This window comes from Flavobacterium nackdongense (assembly GCF_004355225.1).
Classification (GTDB): Bacteria; Bacteroidota; Bacteroidia; order Flavobacteriales; family Flavobacteriaceae; genus Flavobacterium; species Flavobacterium nackdongense.
The window spans coordinates 952910-970120 of record NZ_CP037933.1 but is presented as its reverse complement, the minus strand read 5'-3'; the positions used below and the strand labels follow the sequence as shown (position 1 = coordinate 970120).

Annotated in this window: 16 protein-coding genes; 6 read left to right on the top strand and 10 right to left on the bottom strand. The window is 34.5% G+C overall.

Translation table 11 applies throughout. The features are described from left to right. Positions 1–47 precede the first annotated feature (47 nt). From coaE to E1750_RS03725, 3 genes are all read left to right on the top strand, one after another. Positions 48–632: a dephospho-CoA kinase gene (gene coaE / locus E1750_RS03735; protein WP_133275480.1), complete on the top strand. Its 585-nt coding sequence runs from the start codon at positions 48–50 to the stop codon at positions 630–632. Between the two features lie 71 nt (positions 633–703). Next, a complete protein-coding gene (locus E1750_RS03730; protein WP_133275479.1) occupies positions 704–2287 on the top strand; it encodes a sensor histidine kinase in 1584 nt (527 codons plus the stop codon). A 3-nt stretch (positions 2288–2290) separates the two neighbouring features. Next, positions 2291–2995 (top strand): response regulator transcription factor, encoded by a 705-nt coding sequence (locus tag E1750_RS03725; RefSeq protein ID WP_133275478.1) that lies wholly within the window; start codon positions 2291–2293, stop codon positions 2993–2995. A 65-nt stretch (positions 2996–3060) separates the two neighbouring features. Here the strand turns inward: E1750_RS03725 and E1750_RS03720 are convergent, their stop codons facing one another. Further along, positions 3061–3801 (bottom strand): acyl-[acyl-carrier-protein] thioesterase, encoded by a 741-nt coding sequence (locus E1750_RS03720; RefSeq protein WP_133275477.1) that lies wholly within the window; start codon positions 3799–3801, stop codon positions 3061–3063. Between the two features lie 24 nt (positions 3802–3825). After that, positions 3826–4776 (bottom strand): isopenicillin N synthase family dioxygenase, encoded by a 951-nt coding sequence (locus E1750_RS03715; RefSeq protein ID WP_133275476.1) that lies wholly within the window; start codon positions 4774–4776, stop codon positions 3826–3828. A 333-nt stretch (positions 4777–5109) separates the two neighbouring features. Between E1750_RS03715 and E1750_RS03710 the strand changes: the two genes are divergently transcribed. Continuing rightward, on the top strand, positions 5110–5415 hold the full coding sequence (locus tag E1750_RS03710) for a hypothetical protein (protein WP_133275475.1): 306 nt from the start codon (positions 5110–5112) through the stop codon (positions 5413–5415). Positions 5416–5638: 223 nt separating this feature from the next. Here E1750_RS03710 and E1750_RS03705 read toward each other — a convergent pair whose 3' ends face one another. From E1750_RS03705 to truA, 6 genes are all read right to left on the bottom strand, one after another. Continuing rightward, positions 5639–6079: a pyridoxamine 5'-phosphate oxidase family protein gene (locus E1750_RS03705; protein WP_227873955.1), complete on the bottom strand. Its 441-nt coding sequence runs from the start codon at positions 6077–6079 to the stop codon at positions 5639–5641. Positions 6080–6233: 154 nt separating this feature from the next. Next, positions 6234–7190 carry an APC family permease gene (locus E1750_RS03700; protein ID WP_133275474.1) on the bottom strand — a complete coding sequence of 319 codons (957 nt, stop codon included), beginning with the start codon at positions 7188–7190 and terminating at the stop codon, positions 6234–6236. A 254-nt stretch (positions 7191–7444) separates the two neighbouring features. Then, positions 7445–8833, bottom strand: coding sequence for a dihydrolipoyl dehydrogenase (lpdA, locus tag E1750_RS03695; RefSeq protein ID WP_133275473.1), 1389 nt, complete (start codon positions 8831–8833; stop codon positions 7445–7447). 216 nt (positions 8834–9049) lie between these two features. Beyond that, positions 9050–9691: a DUF2238 domain-containing protein gene (locus tag E1750_RS03690; RefSeq protein WP_133275472.1), complete on the bottom strand. Its 642-nt coding sequence runs from the start codon at positions 9689–9691 to the stop codon at positions 9050–9052. A 15-nt stretch (positions 9692–9706) separates the two neighbouring features. Beyond that, entirely contained in the window at positions 9707–11479 is a 1773-nt protein-coding gene (locus E1750_RS03685; protein WP_133275471.1) for an ABC transporter ATP-binding protein, read from the bottom strand. A 193-nt stretch (positions 11480–11672) separates the two neighbouring features. Next, positions 11673–12407: a tRNA pseudouridine(38-40) synthase TruA gene (truA, locus tag E1750_RS03680; RefSeq protein ID WP_133275470.1), complete on the bottom strand. Its 735-nt coding sequence runs from the start codon at positions 12405–12407 to the stop codon at positions 11673–11675. 187 nt (positions 12408–12594) lie between these two features. Between truA and E1750_RS03675 the strand changes: the two genes are divergently transcribed. Beyond that, positions 12595–13089, top strand: a complete 495-nt coding sequence (locus E1750_RS03675; protein WP_133275469.1) for a metallophosphoesterase family protein — start codon at positions 12595–12597, stop codon at positions 13087–13089. Positions 13090–13277: 188 nt separating this feature from the next. Here E1750_RS03675 and E1750_RS03670 read toward each other — a convergent pair whose 3' ends face one another. Next, positions 13278–13691 (bottom strand): DUF4293 domain-containing protein, encoded by a 414-nt coding sequence (locus E1750_RS03670; RefSeq protein ID WP_133275468.1) that lies wholly within the window; start codon positions 13689–13691, stop codon positions 13278–13280. Positions 13692–13871: 180 nt separating this feature from the next. Between E1750_RS03670 and rho the strand changes: the two genes are divergently transcribed. Beyond that, a complete protein-coding gene (gene rho / locus E1750_RS03665; RefSeq protein ID WP_133275467.1) occupies positions 13872–15659 on the top strand; it encodes a transcription termination factor Rho in 1788 nt (595 codons plus the stop codon). Positions 15660–15787: 128 nt separating this feature from the next. On the opposite strand, the gene E1750_RS03660 is transcribed toward rho, so the two are convergent. Beyond that, positions 15788–17002, bottom strand: coding sequence for an RsmB/NOP family class I SAM-dependent RNA methyltransferase (locus tag E1750_RS03660; protein ID WP_133275466.1), 1215 nt, complete (start codon positions 17000–17002; stop codon positions 15788–15790). Between the last annotated feature and the right edge of the window lie 209 nt (positions 17003–17211).

Here is a 17211-nt window from a genome sequence, read left to right as displayed (position 1 = left end):
GTTTTAAGGTTGTTTTCACACAAAATGCAGCAGAACCAAAATATAAAATGACAAAAATAATTGGTTTAACGGGAGGTATCGGAAGTGGAAAAACCACAGTAGCACATCATTTTGAGGCAGCAGGAATCCCTGTTTACATTGCCGATGATGAAGCTAGAAAGTTGATGCAATCTCCTGAAATTATTGCAGAGATAAGACATACTTTTGGTAATTCTGTTTTTGATGATGCCGTTTTAAACCGACAAAAACTTTCTCAAATTGTATTCAACAATCCCGAACAATTGCAGCGACTCAATGCTATAATTCATCCAGCGGTTCGAAACCACTTCGAGAATTGGGTTTCCCGCCAAAAAGAAATTCCATTTGTAATTTATGAAGCGGCTATTTTATTCGAAAGTGGTAATTATAAAAAATGCGATTTAATTATTGCTGTCACTGCGCCGGTCGAACTAAGGATTCAACGTGTTATTGAGCGTGATAAAACCACTCGAGAGCAGGTTTTACAGCGTATGCAAGCGCAATGGAATGATGAAAAACGCAATTCAAAAAGTGATTTTGTAATAGAAAACCTGGACCCTGCGGCTACAAAAAAACAAATAGATGGAATTCTTAAAATTTTGAAGAATTCATAGTTTGAATCTATTTTGTTAATCTTGGGTTAATTTATTATTATTTATACTGTTAAAATACTAATTTTGCTTCGATGAATAAATTATTTTTCAAAATATTGGTTTTATTGATGAGTTTATCCTTGATCGGGATCATTTTAGTACAGGTGTATTGGTTCAATACCTCCTTAGAAAATAATGACGAACAGTTTAAATTCCACGTAAAATCCGTGATCGGAAATGTCGCAGGAAAGATTCAAAAGCAAGAGGAATATACCTATTACGATAGATTCAATAAGTACAAAGACAGTACAGGAAAGCTACCTAAGAAAAATGATTTATTAGAGTTTTATTACGTTCAGAAAGATCACAAGAATAATAAAACGATAGTTTTTACCAACAGTATTTCATCTGATGATTATACTATGTCCTCTTCGTTCTTTGACAAAAAATCGGATAGCTTAAAATTGAAAAGTTTTAATTCGAAGCGGGTTACAGAGGTTTATGAAAACAATAGATTTGACAATACCAAGGTGCAAAGTGATTTGATTCCGGATGTCAAAATTGAGAAATCGGGTAACTTAGATGTTTTAGACGATGTAGCTTATGAAATAAATTATAAAGAAATAGCTTCGGCTATGCCCTTACAGGAAAGGGTTTCTAAAGAGACTATTCAGAAGCTATTAAAGAAAGAATTAGAAGAATATGGTGTCAATACCAAATTTGAATTTGGGATATTCAGCAGTGGATTGGCTACTAAAGTAAAATCGGATGGCTTTGTATATAATGCCGATAATACCTATTCTATTCCTATATTTTCGGATAATGATGGAAATAATAAATATCAATTATTAGTTTCCTTTCCAAATAAAAAGAAATTTTTATTGTCAGATCTTGTTGGAATCACGCTATTATCGATCATTTTTACGCTGATTATAATTATTGCTTATACCAGTGCTCTGAATCAGCTGATTCGTCAGCGTCATATATCTGAAATTAAATCTGATTTCATCAATAATATGACTCACGAATTCAAAACACCGATTGCCACCATAAATTTGGCTTTGGATGCGATTAAAAATCCAAAAATCATAGGTGATAAAGAGATGATTCTCAAGTATCTTCAGATGATAAAAGATGAAAATAAACGCATGCATGCTCAAGTTGAAAATGTATTGCGTATTTCTAAATTAGAAAAGAAAGAATTAGATATTAGCAAGGAATCTGTTAATATTCAGGAGGTTATTGAAGATGCTTGCGAACACGTTAATTTGATTTTAGAAGACAGAGAAGGTACAATAGTAAAAAATTTCAATGCCGAACGCAACACAGTATTATTGAATGAAGTTCATTTTATAAATGTGATTGTAAATATTCTGGAAAACGCGATAAAATATTCGCCAGAGGTTCCTAAAATTGATATTTTAACAGAAAATGTTAAAGAGTTTCTGATTATTAAAATCAAAGATAACGGAATAGGAATGAGTAAAATAGCTCAAAAAAGAGTTTTCGAAAAATTTTATCGAGAGCACACGGGCGATTTACACGATGTCAAAGGACACGGTTTGGGCTTAGCCTATGTCAAAAAAATAATTGACGAACACAACGGTCAAATTTTTGTAGAGAGTGAAAAGGGTAAAGGAAGTACCTTTATAATAAAATTACCATTAATAAATTAAGATATGGAAAATGTAAACAAAAGAATTCTTTTGGTTGAAGATGACCTCAATTTTGGGGCTGTCCTAAAAGACTATTTGATGCTAAATGATTTTGATGTCACTTTGGCCAAGAACGGAATGGAGGGTTTTGAGAAATTCAAAAAAGATAATTATGATTTATGTATTTTGGATGTTATGATGCCTTACAAAGATGGTTATACTTTAGCCAAAGAAATCAGAGAGAAAAATCAAGAAGTGCCAATCATCTTTTTAACTGCAAAATCTATGAAAGAAGATGTGTTGAAAGGCTACAAAGCCGGCGCTGACGATTACTTGAACAAACCTTTTGATTCAGAGGTTTTGCTGATGAAAATTAAAGCGATTATTCAAAGAAAATCCTCTACGACCCAATCTGAACCCGTTCAATTTGAGTTTAATGTAGGTAAATTTCATTTGAATTCGAAACTTCGTTTTTTATCCATTGGTGATGAAGAACCGGTTAAATTATCGCCTAAAGAAAATGAATTGCTAAAAATGTTGATTCTTCACGAGAATGATTTGATGCCAAGAGAATTGGCATTGACCAAAATCTGGAGAGACGATAATTATTTTACTTCTAGAAGTATGGATGTGTACATTGCTAAATTAAGAAAATATCTGAAGTTAGATCCTAATGTGGAAATCCTAAACATTCACGGAGAAGGTTTTAGATTGGTTGTAAAAAAATAAATCGTGCCTAAAATAATTCAAAGTTATATTTCTTCCAGCACTCCTATAGAGGCTGGAAGTTTTTTTTATAGGATATTAAGTCGTAAAGCAAAACAAGTTTTTTCGCTTTTGTTGATGTTAAAAATGATGGAATCGGCGGTTTTGTTTTTATAAATGCCGACTTTATCCTGGAGTGATAATTCCTTCAAGAAATTCATTTCAAAACTTTCTATTTTTTGATTTAGAATCAAATTTTCATCAACAAGATCCAAGCACCACTCCAGATATTTTACATTATTGACGTGATTGACAATATCTATGTCCGATATAGCAACAGACTTTTCAAAAATCAACTCGGAATCGTTGTTGAAATTAATTTTGGAGATTGATTTTTTTGTCGCAATTCTTTCGGGGTACAATTCAAAATGTTCGTAGGGTAAAGCCAAAGCTTCGGGCCTTCTAATTTTGGTATTAAACACCGCCCAAAAGGTAACGCATCCTACCATTTTTTTACCGTTTACATATAGTTCCAAGGCACGAACGGAGCGTGAATTTTCCAAAGTATTGATCCAAGTTCGCACCGTTACAGTATCTTTCCACTTGGGCAATTCAGTGATTTCTACTCGAATTCTGCTCAAAACCCAAGCCTGATTGAATGCCTGCATATCCGAAAAACTGATACCGCCCACTTCGGCATGAGCAGCGGCCGTCAATTGCAAAATATTACATAAATCGGTGTGTTTTAAATACCCATTGGGCAAACATTGAGTAAAATTAATTTCCCAATTTTTGATAAAAATAGAACTAAAGTTAGGTGAAATAGGCATAAAAAATAAATTATGAGGTGGGAACTATTTTTTGATTAAGCCCAGATCAACTAATCTTTCATATAGAAATTCTCCGGCTGTAATGGCATCGAATTGTTTTGGATTTTCGGCGTCGATACAATTTTCTAAACAATCTAATTTCATTTCACTGACCGGATGCATAAAAAACGGTATTGAATAGCGTGAAGTTCCCCATAATTCTCGCGGCGGATTGACCACTTGGTGAATGGTAGATTTTAATTTATTATTAGTGTGCCGGGATAACATATCGCCCACATTAATCACCAATTCGTCGGGCTGTGCAATGGCATCAATCCATTGTCCATCGTGATTTTGCACTTGCAGTCCACGACCTTGCGCACCCATCAAAAGGGTAATTAAATTGATATCACCGTGCGCTGCGGCGCGGATTGCATTTTCGGGTTCCGCCGTTATCGGTGGATAATGAATGGGACGCAAAATGGAGTTTCCTTCTTTGGCATATTCATCAAAATAAAATTCGTCCAAGCCGAGATGCAAAGCTAAAGCTCTTAATACATAAATGCCTGTTTTCTCGAGCATTTGGTAGGCTTCTTTTCCAACGATATTGAAGCGTGGCAATTCTTTAACAATTACATTTTCTGGATATTCAGAGGCGTATTTAGAGTCTTTATCCACATATTGTCCAAAGTGCCAAAATTCTTTCAAATCACCTTCTTTTCGGCCTTTGGCGTGTTCTTTACCAAAAGAAACATAGCCTCTTTGCCCCCCGATGCCTGGTATTTCGTAACTATTTTTGATTTCTATTGGCAAAGCAAAAAAGTTTCTGATTTCGCCGTACAATTCTTCGACTAATTGGTTGTCTAAAAAATGTCCTTTTAAGGCAACAAAACCAATTTCTTCAAAAGCATTTCCGATTTCATTTACAAATTTTTGTTTACGTTTCGGATCATCCGAAAGGAAATCACGCAAGTCAACACTAGGAATGTTTTGCATATAGTATAATTTAATTGTTGAATAACCCTTTGTTAATCAAGGCAAATGTAGAAAATATTTTATAGAAAATAACTTCAAACGTTGAAATTGCCCTGATTGTTTCCGCTTCTAAAATCGATTTAAACGCATTTAGAATTTGTAAAGTCAATTTTATGAAAGATTTATTAGGCTCTCGGTGCTTCATTACTAGTAAATTTACTAGCTTTGTTATAATGATAATTTATAGGTTTGTTTTTGCTAATACGGTATTAAAACGAACTAATAATTAGAATTAGGTAATTTTTTAATTCAAAAACATAAAAAATAATTTAACAACCTTTAACTTTAATATTTATGGTAGTACAATATCAAGGCAAACAGCACGGAATTCCGACCAGATTTACATTGCGAATTATTGGTAACAATCTCTCTAAAAGCAGTTCCAATTATCAAATCGATTTATTGGTAGGAGACAAACAAATTCCAACTTTCACGACTTCTATTCATCAGAGTTTGTCTAATTGTTTGAAAGAAATTTATTTGTTTCGAAAATACAACGGAATCACATTCGATGCCGATTCTGAAGCCATTGCGCCAAAATTAGTTCCTTATGATTTGGTATTGTTTAACTTTCAAAAGAAAGCCTTGTTTATGGCTTAATTCATTTTCCTGTTGAAGTTAAAAAACCGATTTGAATGTTATTCCAAATCGGTTTTTTGGTTATTCATTTTTAGGAATTAATGGTCATACAAAGAACAACAAGTTAAAATAAAATCTAATTATTCTTCTAGAATTTTCGTTTCATACCCATCAATACTTAAGGTATTTTTACTTTTCCAATAGTCTACAATCTTATCCTCACCTTGTTTTTCTGCCCAATCATTTAATGTGGTGCGTTCGGCTTTGAAATCCAAAAAAGGGACAGCATAGCACAAGAAGTTTGAACTAATTCTAAATTCATTTCGATTATTTGTTTGGCACCTGCATTAACTGGGAATAAACTGGAATAATTGTGAAAACTACTATCTCTTTTATGGTATATTTTTGCTTTTCCATATAGTCTCAAAATCATTGGCTTTCCTTCGAAGGCACAAAACATGATAGTCATTCTATTATTTTTTAATACATGGGCTGCAGTTTCATTTCCACTACCTGTTAGATTCAACCAAACAATTGTTGTACTATCAATTATTCTAAAGGAGTCAGTACCTTTTGGAGATACGTTGATTGTTCCTTCAGCGCAAGCGGTTCCAACAAAAAATACTTTTTGCTTTTCAATGAACTCTTGTAATTCTGTTGTAATTTGATCTAATTGCTTTCCCATATTTATAAAAAAAATAAATTGTTTTGGTACTAGAGCGGGTTTGAGACTAAATTAAGCCAATTTTTCGGATTTGATAAATCTTCTATAACAGAACCATTTTCAATTTAGGACTAATGCCCAAATCCGTTGTATTAGTGGCAGTTAACCACTTATTTTATTCTTCTGCCCTTTTTTTTTCAATTCTTAAAATATTATTCTGAATATCCTGCATAATGATTTTTCCCCACCAACCAGCATAAAAATTAAAGGTTGTATTCATTTTAAACTTACTGTATAAATGTAAACGATATTTGTTTTTTTCTAGTTTTTCAAGTTCGTAAGTTCCGTCTAAAACATCAAAATATTTGCCACCTATTAAAATATGCTCATCCAAAGTAGTGGATGGTATTTCATATGTGTTTGCTCTAATAGAAAACACCATTTTTTTATTTTCTTGATATTCTGTAACGGTTTCTCTAAAGATTAAGCCATTTGTAAAAATAGCCTCTCTGTAAGCGCCAATTCCTTTGAAATTTAATTCAGCTTTTAAAGGTCTTGGAAACCCTAAAAATTCTGTTAAATATCCAGTATCATCTTCTTTTTCTATAGTTTTTACTCGAGTTACATTATTCCAAATTTTGTATGCGTTAGAATTAATATCAATATATGTATATGCATCATATGTTCCCGGTATTTTTTCAATTAATTGTTCAATAGGTGATATTAATAAAGGGAGAAAAATTAATATAGAAACATTTAATCTGTCATTTATTTTATTAAGTTTCAAATAACCACCTACTAGACCTCCGATAGAAGCTGCAATCAGAAAAACAGGAAGAATCATCAACCAACAAGCCCAACCTTCAATTGCGAGTAAAAGGGTGATTGCTAAAAAAAGAAATATAGGAATCCAAGGGGCAAAAATTCTATAACTTATTTTTTTGACTTTATCTTTGTCTGATAAATAAATGGTTAACGCCCCAATTATTGAAGGAAGAAAAAACAGAAAAGTGGTCGACATTACTGAAAATATACCATTCCAATCCTTGATGCCAAATAATAATCTTAAGACTACTGCATAAATTGTTGGAATTCCAAAAGCAATTAATGTGTTTTTTAAATTTCTGTTCATTTTTTTAAAATATTACTAACTCGTTTATAATCATTACAATCTAGCTGCAATAAATCCAAAATTGGATAGATTGACAAAGTTTTGTTTCGGATATACATTTCATCAAATATATTACTTTTTTCGTACAAATCAATTGATAACCTACTATTTTGTAAATACTATTTTGTATTGCTGTAATTTGAAAATAATAAAACAAAAAAAATCCGCTTTGCTTTCACAAAACGGATTTCTATACTTCTAATCTACTTTCTAACCTACAAATGAATCACTTCACCATAAGCATCAGCAACAGCTTCCATAACCGCTTCACTCATTGTAGGGTGAGGGTGAATAGCTTTTAGGATTTCGTGACCTGTAGTTTCAAGTTTACGAGCTACAACAGCTTCGGCAATCATATCGGTAACACCAGCACCAATCATATGACAACCCAACCATTCACCGTATTTGGCATCGAATATTACTTTTACAAAACCATCTGAATTTCCAGAAGCTTGCGCTTTTCCAGAAGCCGAGAATGGGAATTTACCCACTTTAATTTCGTATCCTAATTCTAAAGCTTTCTTTTCAGTCAATCCAACAGAAGCAATTTCAGGAGTTGCATAAGTACAACCCGGAACGTTCCCATAATCGATAGGCTCCACGTGCATTCCTGCAATTTTCTCTACACAGTTAATTCCTTCAGCTGAAGCAACGTGCGCCAATGCCTGACCCGGCGTAATGTCACCAATAGCATAGTATCCAGGAATATTGGTTTGGTTGTATTCATTGACCAATACTTTATCTCTATCGGTAGCAATTCCTACTTCTTCCAATCCTATGTTTTCGATGTTGGTTTTGATTCCAACGGCAGATAATAAAATATCAGCTTCCAAGATTTCTTCTCCTTTGGCTGTTTTTACAAATGCTTTAACTCCGGCACCAGTAGTATCAATGCGCTCTACAGAAGAATTTGTCATCACTTTGATTCCTGATTTTTTCAATGATTTTTCAAATTGTTTTGAAATATCTTCGTCCTCAACAGGTACTACATTGGGCATAAATTCTACAATAGTCACTTCTGTTCCCATTGAGTTGTAGAAATGTGCAAATTCCACACCTATAGCTCCAGAACCAACAACAATCATCTTTTTAGGTTGTGTAGGTAATGTCATCGCTTGACGGTATCCAATTACTTTTACGCCATCTTGAGGCAAGTTGGGCAACTCACGAGAACGAGCACCAGTAGCAATGATAATATGGTCTGCTGAATATTCCGTAATTTTTCCCGCTTCATCAGTAACATCTATTTTTTTTCCGGCTTTTAGTTTTCCGAAACCAAAAATAACGTCGATTTTATTTTTTTTCATCAAGAAAGTGACTCCTTTGCTCATTCCTTGCGCCACATTTCGGCTACGTTGAACAACCGCTGGGAAATCTTTATCGAAGGAAGAAACAGTCAATCCATAATCGGAGGCGTGTTTTAAGTAGTCAAAAACCTGAGCCGATTTTAATAAAGCTTTCGTAGGGATACAACCCCAATTCAAGCAGATTCCGCCAAGGCTTTCTTTTTCGATTACGGCCACTTTAAAGCCTAATTGTGATGCTCTGATAGCCGTTACATATCCGCCTGGGCCACTTCCTAAAACTATAATATCGTATTTCATTTCTTGTTGTTTATTTGTTATTTGTACAAAATGCAGTCGGCCGAGCCTCGTGTCATTTTTTTTCTATTTATTTAAATTTGGTAAAAATGCAGTAGCAAAACCTCCAGTCATTTGCTCGTGATATTCAAAATAAATTCAGTTGGCAAATTTAAGAAAATATTTTATAAAAAAGTGAAGATATCAAATAGATTCTAAAGCTTTAATTCTGTTTAATGACTATCGTATATTCAACGCTTTTTTTACAAAAGATACAATTGTTGTAGCGATTATCGCGCCCATAAATGCCAAGAAAATATCTTTTTGTGCATCCCAGATATCGCCTTGCGTCCCCAAATACGCGTCTCCTTGAGCTTTGAAAAACACATCGGCAACAGCCCATTCGATCAATTCATAAAATGCACTAATTGAAAGTGTGATTTCTATGGGTAAGGTCCAAGCGACCCAAGCGGGGAATTTTAACCATTTCAAAAACATTTCACGCATTGGGTAAGCCAATAAAAATCCAAAACTAAAATGTACAATTCTGTCGTAATGATTTCGGGATAAATCGAGTGCGTCTTTTAACCAATAACCAAATGGATTTTCGGCATAAGTATATTTTGAACCATACACGTGCAGGCATAAATAAACACAAATTAACAAATAGCTCAGGTCACTAAATTGGAATTTTTTGTAGTTAAACCCTAAAAAGCCTAGGAATAAAAATACTAAGGTGTTTTCTAAGATCCAATTGGCGGTATCTGTATTTCCGATATAGGAATTCGCCCAGTTTATCAGAAAAAAAACAATGAAAATTTGAAGCCAAATGTTCTTTTTTAGTGGTGTACGATCTTTGGAAATTGCAATGGTAAATGCCATAAAGAATAAATTAAATTAATTAATGTTGTAGTCGTCAATTTCTACAGCAAACTGAGAGTCGTATAGTTTTTTGTAATATCCATTTTCCAGTAGGACTAATTCCTGATGTGTTCCTTGCTCGACAATTAAACCTTTGTCCATAACAACAATTTTACTTGCTTTTAATATGGTGGCGAGTCGGTGAGCAATTACTATTGAGGTTCTGTCTTTGGTAATGGTTTCGGTCGCTTTTTGAATCAATTCTTCGGAATAGGTATCGATTGAAGAAGTTGCTTCGTCTAGAATAAGAATACTCGGATTGCTAACATAAGCTCTTAAAAAAGCTATCAATTGACGTTGTCCCGAAGACAGCATTACACCGCGTTCCTTAACATCAAAATCATAATTATCGGGTAAACTCATAATGAATTTATGAACGCCAATTTTTTTGGCTGCAGCCAAAACTTGGTCCCGAGAAACATCCGGGTTGTTCAGGGTAATATTATTGAAAATGGTATCGGCAAAAAGGAAAACGTCTTGCAAAACCACTGCAATTTGTTTGCGCAACGAACTCAAAGTATAGTTTTCGATGTTGTGGTCATCGATGCAAATGGTTCCGCTATTGATTTCGTAAAAACGATTTAATAAATTGATAATGGTCGATTTTCCAGCACCAGTCGATCCAACAATCGCGATCGTTTTGCCAGCTTTGACATCCAAATCGATTCCTTTGATCACTTCTTCATTGGCAATGTAGCCAAAATGCACCTGTTTGAATTGTATACTTCCTTTGAAAATTGGCGCTTCAATAGTTCCGGTATCTTGAATTTGGTCTTGAGTGTCCAGAATATCGAAAACACGATTGGCAGCAATCATACCGAGTTGCATTTCGTTGAATTTATCCGCAATTTGGCGCAACGGATTGAACAACATTCCGATAAACATAGTGTAGGAAAACAAATCGCCAAAGGTGGTGAAATTGTCCCCATTTAATATTTTGATTCCACCATAAAGTACAACAAAACCAAGCGTTAAAGACGAAATTATATCGGCAATAGGAAAGAAGATGGAGTTGTACAAAATGGTTTTTATCCAAGCTTTTTTATGTTTTTCGTTGATGGATTTGAATTTTTCGAATTCAATGTCTTCCCGATGAAATAATTGAACGATTTTCATTCCCGTCACACGTTCTTGAACAAAGGAATTCAAATTGGCAATCTGTGTTCGGACTTCCTCGAAGGCAATTTGCATTTTCTTTTGAAAAATTCTGGTAAAAAACACCAAAACCGGCATCGCTACAAGCACAATCCAAGTGAGTTTCCAATTCATATAAAACATAAAAATGAGCACTACAATCATTTTCATCAAATCACTTATGATCATAAACAATCCTTGACTAAAAATGCGTGCAATGGCTTCGATATCCGAAACCGAACGGGTTACCAATTGACCTACAGGCACATTGTCGAAATACTTCATTTTGAAACTTAGAATGTGTTTGAACATTTTATTTCGAATGTCTTTCACGATATCTTGTCCGAGCCAATTGGCCCAAAAAACAAAGAAAAATTGTGAAAAAACTTCCAATAATAAAACAAAACCCATTAGACTGACGTACACTAAAAGGCCAAATTTGTCTTGTGTTTTTATGTATTCATCGACGGTCTGTTTCAATAAATAGGGACGCAAAGCTGCAAAAATCGATAACGAAATGGCAAAAACAATCACACCGTTGAACCTCATTTTGTAGGGCTTGGTGTATTGCAGTATTCTTTTGAAAAGTCGAGTGTCGAATGCTTTTGCTTTCATAATTTTAGAGGGCAGATTTCAGGTTGCAGATTTCAGATTTCAGAATCAGAATTCTAAATTTGTAAACAAATACCTTTTGCTGCTTTATATACTAATTTTTTTAATGTATTTTTTTTATAAAATTTTCAATCTCATTATCTATTTCAACCTGCTACCTGCCGTCTGCAACCTGAAATCTGAAATCTGCCACCTTTTATAAGTATTCATATTCAATTTTTGTCAAATACAAGCCGTGTGCTGGAACTGAAAATCCTGCTTCGCTGCGGTTTTTACTCGCTATAATGTTTTTGAAATCTTCCAATGTAATTTTATGCAAACCTACATAAACTAAAGTTCCCACAATAGCTCGCACCATATTTCTCAAAAATCGATTGGCCGAAATGGTAAATACCAATTTACTGTTCGCTTGTTGCCAATGGGCTTCAAAAATAGTACAATCAAATGTATTTACATCGGTATTGACTTTAGAAAAACATTGAAAATCGGTATAATTGAATAATAATTTTGAAGCTTGATTCATGAGCTCAAGGTCTAATTCTTTGTGATAATACCAACTTCCGTCTTGCGAAAAAGCGTCTTTAAAAGTACTAATATGATATTCATAGGTTCTTTTTGTGGCGTCAAATCTAGCGTGAGCCTCTTCGTGTACTGGAAAAATATCAAAAATAACGATGTCTTTTGGCAAATAGGAATTGAGTTTGTGTATTGTATTTTCTGCGTCAAAAGGACTTTCGAAATCAAAATGCGCATACATTTCTTTGGCGTGTACACCGGTGTCGGTGCGCCCAGCTCCCATAAGATTGATTTCAGAATTCATAATTACCGAAAAAGCTTTGTTCAATGTTTCTTGTACAGAAGGGGCATTGGGTTGGTATTGCCATCCGTGATAATTGCTTCCGTTGTATGCCAGTTTTATAAAATACCTCAAGGTCAGATTTCAGATTTTAGATTTCAAATTTTATTAGAAATTGAAACCAATATTAAAAACGCAAATCTACAAAGATTGTCCATCTTATTGGTTATGTTTTATTTCAAAGTTTTGCCAATTCTGAAATCTAAAATCGTTAATCTTTAATCTTAAATAATAACTTTGCAACTTTGAGTTAAAATTTTCTATGAAAAAAATCCTCCTACTTTCCGATACGCACAGTCATATTGATGATACAATTTTAAAATATGTATCTCAGGCTGACGAAGTTTGGCACGCAGGCGATATTGGTGATTTGGTTGTTACGGATGCTATTAAAAAAATAAAGCCATTACGGTGTGTTTACGGTAATATAGATAATGATAAAGCCCGAATGGAATTTCCGTTGCACAACCGATTTTTGTGTGAAAGTGTCGACGTTTGGATCACTCACATTGGCGGTTATCCCGGAAAATACAATCCTGCAATCAAAGCGGAGATGACTGCAAATCCTCCAAAATTATTTATTTGTGGACATTCACATATTTTAAAAGTGATGTTTGATAAAAAGCACAATCTCTTGCATATGAACCCTGGAGCTGCCGGAAAAAGCGGTTTTCATCTAGTGAGAACGATGCTGCGTTTTGTAATTGATGGCGACAAAATAAAAGATTTGGAAATCATAGAAATAGGGAAGAGGTAGTGTTCAGATTTCAGATTGAAGATTGCAGTTGTCATAATAATGATTTGTAGTTTTCCAATTTGGACTTCTTTTCCTTAGCCTCTCCAGTTTCGGTTCCCTCTCCTTGGTAGAGAGTTGGGGTGAGGAACAAAAAAACCCGAACTGTTACATTCGGGTTTCCTTCGCACTAATAAACTAAGTTTATAGGATTATCTCAAACGGTCCACAGATTTTACAAGATCTTCGTCCTTTTTGATGGCCTTGTTAGCTAAGACTAACAACACGATAGCAACAACAGGTAGAAACATCCCAATACCTTTCTCAGAAACCGCGGGGGTTTCTCCAGATAAATTTAGCGAACGATATACAAATAAGCCTAATAAAATTAAATTTAAAATTATATTCAATCTGCCCATCACAAATTGATTTTGTCTTTTATTATATGAAATGATACTCAAAATGGAAAGCGTAGTACTAAGTCCAAACAAAACAACATACACTTGGTTGTGCATAAACAAATAGGCCTTAGCATCTGCCATTGTCCATAATGGAATGAAAAAAGGCAAAATACCTGTCGCAGCAAAAGCTAGAAATAAATATATGGTTTGAACTCTTTGTAACATAGTCGCAATTTCTTGCACAAAAATATATTTTCTTTTTAATAAATACTATTGTAAATTAAAATTTATTCGTAATATTGCATGACAAATCCGTAAGTACTTCATTCTTCGGTCAATTCAAAATCAAAATTTTACTACACACTTTTATAGTATTCCCAAATTATTTAAATTCATAAAACATTTATGTTTGACATTTCTGTATTAAAAGAAATGAAGCTTTCTGAGCTTCAAGAAATAGCAAAAGCTGCTAAAACCATAAAATTTAACGGGGTAAAAAAAGAAACTTTAATTAGTCAAATTCTAAAGCTTCAAGAGGAAAGTATGGTTGAAAAACCTGCCGCTAAGCCAGCAGACCAAGGAGAAGCGGATAAGCCCAAAAGAGCTAGGATTATAGCACCTAAAAAAGCAGCTATTCAAAAAAACGCGCCCAACTCTTTGTTCGCTGAGGAAGAAATTGTTGCTGAACCAATTGTTGCTGAAGTAAAAAACGATCAGCCAATTGAAGAAGTTGCAACTGAAAAGAAAGTGGGTAAAGTAATTAAATTCAATAAATCGGCCTACGAGAAGAAAATGGCTTTGCAAAAGCAAAAAGAAGATGCCAAAGTAGCCAATGAAGATACTGATTCATTAGAAACAACGGACTCTAGCACGGATGTTGTTGCTGAAAAAACTGAAGTTCCAGAAAATGAAGCTGTTGCCAAGAAGTTAAATCCAAATCAATTACGGAAACAGAACCAAAACCAAAACCAAAATCAAAACCAAAACCAAAATCAAAATGGCAACGTTAACGGTAATGGAAATGTAAATCCCAATTTCAAAAACAAGAAAAACAACTTTAGAGATTCTGATTTTGAATTTGACGGTATCATAGAAAGCGAAGGCGTTCTAGAAATGATGCCTGATGGTTATGGTTTTTTGCGTTCTTCCGATTATAATTATTTGGCTTCGCCCGACGATATTTATTTATCGACTTCACAAATCAGATTGTTTGGTCTTAAAACGGGCGACACTGTAAAAGGAGTAGTTCGTCCGCCAAAAGAAGGTGAGAAATTCTTCCCTTTAGTACGAGTTCTGAAAATCAACGGACACGATCCACAAGTCGTTCGCGATAGAGTTTCATTCGAACATTTAACTCCTATTTTTCCATCTGAAAAATTCAAAATAGCCGAAAGACAAAGTACGATTTCAACCCGAATTATCGATTTGTTTTCACCAATAGGAAAAGGGCAACGTGGAATGATTGTCGCTCAACCGAAAACGGGTAAAACAATGTTGCTAAAAGACATTGCCAATGCCATTGCAGCCAATCATCCTGAAGTCTATTTGATTGTTTTATTGATTGATGAACGACCCGAGGAGGTTACGGATATGATTCGAAGTGTTCGTGGCGAAGTAATCGCTTCCACTTTCGATAGAGAGCCACAAGAGCACGTGAAAATTGCGAATATCGTTCTCGAAAAAGCAAAACGTTTGGTAGAATGTGGTCACGATGTGGTAATTCTTTTGGATTCGATTACGCGTTTAGCAAGAGCTTATAATACCGTGCAACCCGCATCTGGTAAGGTTTTGAGTGGTGGTGTGGATGCCAATGCATTACAAAAACCAAAACGATTCTTTGGTGCTGCCAGAAATGTCGAAGGAGGAGGTTCCTTAAGTATTATTGCCACAGCATTGACCGAAACGGGTTCGAAAATGGATGAAGTTATCTTTGAAGAATTTAAAGGAACCGGTAATATGGAATTGCAATTGGACAGAAAAATTGCCAACAAACGTATTTTCCCTGCGATTGATTTAACTTCTTCAAGTACCAGACGCGATGATTTATTGTTAGATGCCAAAACATTACAAAGAATGTGGATTATGAGAAAGTATCTTTCGGATATGAACCCAGTAGAAGCAATGGATTTCATCAACGATCGTTTCAAGAAAACAAAGAATAATGAAGAGTTTTTGATTTCGATGAATGATTAGTAAAAAATTCCAATTAAAAAATTCCAAATTCCAAAAAAAAACTCCAATTTCAAATTTGAAAATTGGAGTTTTTTATGAAATTTAATTATTGGAATTTGGGATTTAATTTATTGGAATTTTTTAAAAACTTACTCTTTTCTTTCCAACAAAGCCATATAAAATCCATCAAAACCAGACTCGTGAGCCAATATTTTGCGGTCTTTTATGAAGTTGAATTGTTTTCCGATATCAGTTTTCAAGAATTTTTCAACTTGTTCCTGATTTTCAGAAGGTAAAACGGAGCAAGTAGCATAGACTAATTTTCCACCTGGTTTTACAATTTTGGAATAACTTTCTAAAACTTCAGCTTGAACTTTACGAATGTTATCTATGAATTCAGGTTGTAATTTCCATTTGGCATCTGGATTTCTTTTCAAAACTCCCAAACCGCTACAAGGTGCGTCAATCAATACTCTATCGGCTTTTTCGTGTAGTTTCTTGATGACTTTAGTCGATTCAATGATGCGGTATTCGATATTGAAAGCACCGTCTCTTTTGGCTCTCAATTTCAATTGCTTCAATTTACTTTCGTACAAATCCATAGCAATCAATTGTCCTTTGTTTTCCATCAAAGCGGCGATATGCAGGGTTTTTCCACCAGCACCGGCACACGTATCCACTACGCGCATTCCCGGTTTTACATCAAGAAACTCGGCAACGAGTTGCGAGTTGGCATCCTGAACTTCAAAAAGACCTTGCTTAAAAGCATCTGTCAAGAAAACATTAGCTCTTTCTTTCAAAACCAAAGCATCGGGTTGATCTTTCAGGTAGTCAGTTTCAATATTCAAGTCCATTAAAATGGCTCTTAATTGCTCCTTGTTCGTTTTTAGCGTATTGGTTCTAAGAATTACTTTGGCAGGTTGGTTTTGAGCTGCAATTTCTTTTGCCCAAACTTTTTCGCCTAATTCTTTCACTCCCAATTCGTCCATCCAATCGGGGATAGATTCTTTGAGGGATCTAATTTTTGAAAGTTCATCAAAACGTCCTTTTATTTTTCTTTCTGGAGTTCCTTCCAATTGGCGCCAATCGGGGATAGGGTAGCCTCTCAAGACAGCCCAAACGGAGAACATTCTCCAAAGATTATCTCGGTCGAAGGGTTCTTTCACCTCGGCGATTTCAGCATATAAACGTTTCCAACGTACAATTTCATAGATGGTTTCGGCAACAAATTTTCGATCGGAGCTGCCCCAACGTTTGTCTTTTTTAAGGGATCTTGCTACAACTTTATCGGCATATTCGCCTTCGTTGAAGATGGCGTTTAGCGCGTCGATGGTGGTGTAGACTAAATTTCTGTGTAATCTCATTTTGAATAATTGAGGTGCAAAGGTACAATTTTATCCCGAAGCATCGGGAGAAGATTTCAGATTTACTTCATTTGTTCGCTATCACTGATCTAAGATTTAAGACTTTAATCTTTAGAAATTTGATTCAAAAATAGTGTTTTTGGTCAAAACCTGTCTAAGCTGTGAGCATAAAAAAAACACTGTTGGACAGTGCTTTTTTTTGGATTGAA

Coding starts and splice junctions, on each gene's coding strand:
- E1750_RS03700 (WP_133275474.1), bottom strand. CDS start 7,190: ATGAACAGAAATTTAAAAAACACATTAATTGCTTTTGGAATTCCAACA.
- E1750_RS03685 (WP_133275471.1), bottom strand. CDS start 11,479: ATGAAAGCAAAAGCATTCGACACTCGACTTTTCAAAAGAATACTGCAA.
- E1750_RS03660 (WP_133275466.1), bottom strand. CDS start 17,002: ATGAGATTACACAGAAATTTAGTCTACACCACCATCGACGCGCTAAAC.
- E1750_RS03715 (WP_133275476.1), bottom strand. CDS start 4,776: ATGCAAAACATTCCTAGTGTTGACTTGCGTGATTTCCTTTCGGATGAT.
- E1750_RS03710 (WP_133275475.1), top strand. CDS start 5,110: ATGGTAGTACAATATCAAGGCAAACAGCACGGAATTCCGACCAGATTT.
- E1750_RS03705 (WP_227873955.1), bottom strand. CDS start 6,079: ATGGGAAAGCAATTAGATCAAATTACAACAGAATTACAAGAGTTCATT.
- coaE (WP_133275480.1), top strand. CDS start 48: ATGACAAAAATAATTGGTTTAACGGGAGGTATCGGAAGTGGAAAAACC.
- rho (WP_133275467.1), top strand. CDS start 13,872: ATGTTTGACATTTCTGTATTAAAAGAAATGAAGCTTTCTGAGCTTCAA.
- E1750_RS03690 (WP_133275472.1), bottom strand. CDS start 9,691: ATGGCATTTACCATTGCAATTTCCAAAGATCGTACACCACTAAAAAAG.
- lpdA (WP_133275473.1), bottom strand. CDS start 8,833: ATGAAATACGATATTATAGTTTTAGGAAGTGGCCCAGGCGGATATGTA.
- E1750_RS03725 (WP_133275478.1), top strand. CDS start 2,291: ATGGAAAATGTAAACAAAAGAATTCTTTTGGTTGAAGATGACCTCAAT.
- E1750_RS03720 (WP_133275477.1), bottom strand. CDS start 3,801: ATGCCTATTTCACCTAACTTTAGTTCTATTTTTATCAAAAATTGGGAA.
- E1750_RS03675 (WP_133275469.1), top strand. CDS start 12,595: ATGAAAAAAATCCTCCTACTTTCCGATACGCACAGTCATATTGATGAT.
- E1750_RS03730 (WP_133275479.1), top strand. CDS start 704: ATGAATAAATTATTTTTCAAAATATTGGTTTTATTGATGAGTTTATCC.
- E1750_RS03670 (WP_133275468.1), bottom strand. CDS start 13,691: ATGTTACAAAGAGTTCAAACCATATATTTATTTCTAGCTTTTGCTGCG.